2 protein-coding genes and 1 pseudogene are annotated in these 2533 nt (G+C 62.1%); 1 reads left to right on the top strand and 2 read right to left on the bottom strand.

Features of this window, described 5'->3' with window-relative positions; translation table 11 throughout:
• Both MOV74_RS35930 and MOV74_RS35925 read right to left on the bottom strand, forming a co-directional pair.
• Nucleotides 1–1209: lipase family protein (locus MOV74_RS35930; protein ID WP_246931978.1), on the bottom strand; the 1209-nt coding region annotated here is incomplete at its 3' end.
• A gap of 107 nt (nucleotides 1210–1316) precedes the next feature.
• Nucleotides 1317–1859 (bottom strand): hypothetical protein, encoded by a 543-nt coding sequence (locus MOV74_RS35925; RefSeq protein ID WP_246931976.1) that lies wholly within the window; start codon nucleotides 1857–1859, stop codon nucleotides 1317–1319.
• A gap of 473 nt (nucleotides 1860–2332) precedes the next feature.
• Between MOV74_RS35925 and MOV74_RS35920 the strand changes: the two are divergent.
• Nucleotides 2333–2533, top strand: a pseudogene (locus tag MOV74_RS35920) (hypothetical protein); the annotation flags it as partial.

Below are 2533 nucleotides of genomic sequence, written 5' to 3'. Positions count from 1 at the left end.
TGTCACGCCCGCGCGCAGCGCCGAATTGGCAGGGTTCGAAACGACGCGCCGGCCGGCACTTCGCGCGTAAACGCGCCCAAGCGCGGCGAACCGCTGGCTTCCGTTACGCGCGATCAGCTGCTCGTCGGAATCCGGCCGATAGATGACATCGCAATTGCCGACCAGCGTGACCGGAGCGCGGTAACCCAGTGGATTGCCCTCATTGTATGTGAGATCTGCAAGGTTGGTCGCAAGCAATTCAACGCCGTGCAGCCCGATGATCGAGCCTCGCGCAGCCTTGACCTCGACGGTTCGCACCTGCGGATTGCAGCGCGACTTCGCCTGAGGATATTCCTGCACGGCCGCGCGGGCATATGACAGCACCTCCCCGCTCTCATACACGCGATCAATGACGAGGCGCTGGACGTTTTCGGCCAGAAGAGCCCTGTTGACGAGGTGCGCGCCGGTCACCGGAGACGGATCGAACGCAACCACCTTGGCGATCCGCGGACCACCCGACTTGGTCGCAAGCGCTACGAATTGCGCTAAGCCGGCACCGAGGGAATGCCCCGTCGAAACGATCTGCGGCTTCCGGGCGGCCCGCTTGTAGCAGTCCAGGCTCTGGATCTGCCTCATGATCGTATCGACGTTGCGCTGCAGCTGCTGATAATAGTCGTCGTAGGGCGAACCGAACCGGCTGAAGTTCGAGTACCAATCGCCCCCGGAAAACCCTACGGTGCCGCGAAACGCAATGCTCACTTCGCTGCAGGCTCCACGCGCGGCGGCGCGTGTCCGTGCCCACACCTGGTATGTCGGGCCGCTGCCGAAGTTCCAGCCGCGCCTGGCGTAAGCCGCCTTGCAGGCCTCATCCGCCCAATCGAGGCAATCGAGATACGTGTCGCTGCCGAATTGATAGCGCCAGGGCTTGAAGATCTTCCGCGCGTGACCTCTCAGGTCGTCCTGCGAGGCCGGGATCGTACTCTGCACCGCGAAATCGACTTCCTCGCCGAGGCCGGCATCGCGCATGGTGTTCAGCGTGCCGACCGGCTTATATGCCGTGGACGACTGGATGGCATAAGGCAGGTAATAGTCGGCATATCTGTAGACATAGGCCGCCAGGATATCGGGATCATTGTTGGACTGAGCCGCGGCGGGCTGAACGGCTGAAAGCCAGACAGCGGCCGCCGCGCAGGCGAGAATGACCCGGAATGCTGCAAAACAAAACCGCATGGCAACATCTCCAAATATGAAAGACAATCTATGGCTGCATGAGACCATAGCTGCTGCTTCTTGACAATATCGAGCGTCGGCTCGGCGGCGAGCGTCGGGAACGGAAATCAGCCCAGAGGACGGAGACCCTGCCTCCTCGAGCGCCGTTCGATGAGCGCCGCAACGATCGCATAGACAACGAATATTCCGATCGCGATCGGAGCGCCCTCGATGATTCTCCAGCCCAGGCTGACCACCTTGTGGGCCACACTGCCGACGTCGCCGCCGTAAACGATGCAATCGCCCACGCCTCCCTCGTTCGGCGAGCATTTGGGGTTGACGAGATAGCTGATCGAAAGCATCGGGCCGAAATAGGGAACGAATGCGCAGATGAGACTGACCGCCAAAGCCAGCAGCAATCGGATCCATAGCCGGGACCATCCCAGCGTGATCAGCCAGCAGCAGGCGGCCAGCCACAGTGCCGCCAGCCCGTCGCCAAAGCGAGAGCCGACCAGCAAGCTCGCCTCCAGCGCATGACGGATGATTTCCGCGGCAGAAGATCCGATGGGACAGCCGGCATCGGTGCCGGGCTGGCATCCTGAGATGGCCGCGAAGAGAGACGTGAGCAGGATCGCCAGTTCCGGCACAAAGGGGAGGACAACGAACAGCAACAGGATCGCTCTCCAGCGCCGACGATGAGAATTCCCGTCAGGTTGCGATGTCATGCTGGCGCGGGCGACATTCCCCAAATGATCTTCCGCGAAGACCCCTGCCCTTACTACCTCTGATACAGGCTGACCGCAACGAGCATCGTTCGGTTCGCCCGAGACGGTCCTGGTGCCGCAGCAACCAATATCTCACACGCCCGTGAGACGACTTCGCGTCTCCCGTTCCGACGAAACGTCGGCTGGCCTGACGAAGCCATTTTCCCAGCGTCGCGAAAACCGCCGGAAAGAGATGGGGTCTAGAGTGGCCCTGAATGATCAACAGCGGAGTTCGGTCATGTGGAATCAACTGTTCAGCCTGATCTACCGCCTGTCCTGCCGGGCGACCCTGATCGAAATCGGCACCCATCGGCTGGCGCGCTAGCGGCCAAGCTGGCGCGATTTAGGTAAGGCGGATTGACCGGATAGCGGGGATGGCCATGCGTAAACTCATCCTGATCGTCGCTATGTCGCTGCTCGCAAGCGAGGCCCATGCCGGCGGCTCGCGCAGCCTCAGTCTTGCGGCGAGCACTTCCAATCAACAGGCGACCGAGCAGCCGGCCGCACCGGCGCCTGACGCATCGCAAGCGGTGCAGTCGCCGGCAGCAGCATTGCCTGCAACGACGACGCCGACCTCGCTC

Source organism: Bradyrhizobium sp. SHOUNA76 (genome assembly GCF_023006445.1).
In the GTDB taxonomy this organism is placed as follows: domain Bacteria; phylum Pseudomonadota; class Alphaproteobacteria; order Rhizobiales; family Xanthobacteraceae; genus Bradyrhizobium.
This window is presented reverse-complemented; position numbering and strand designations above follow the sequence as displayed.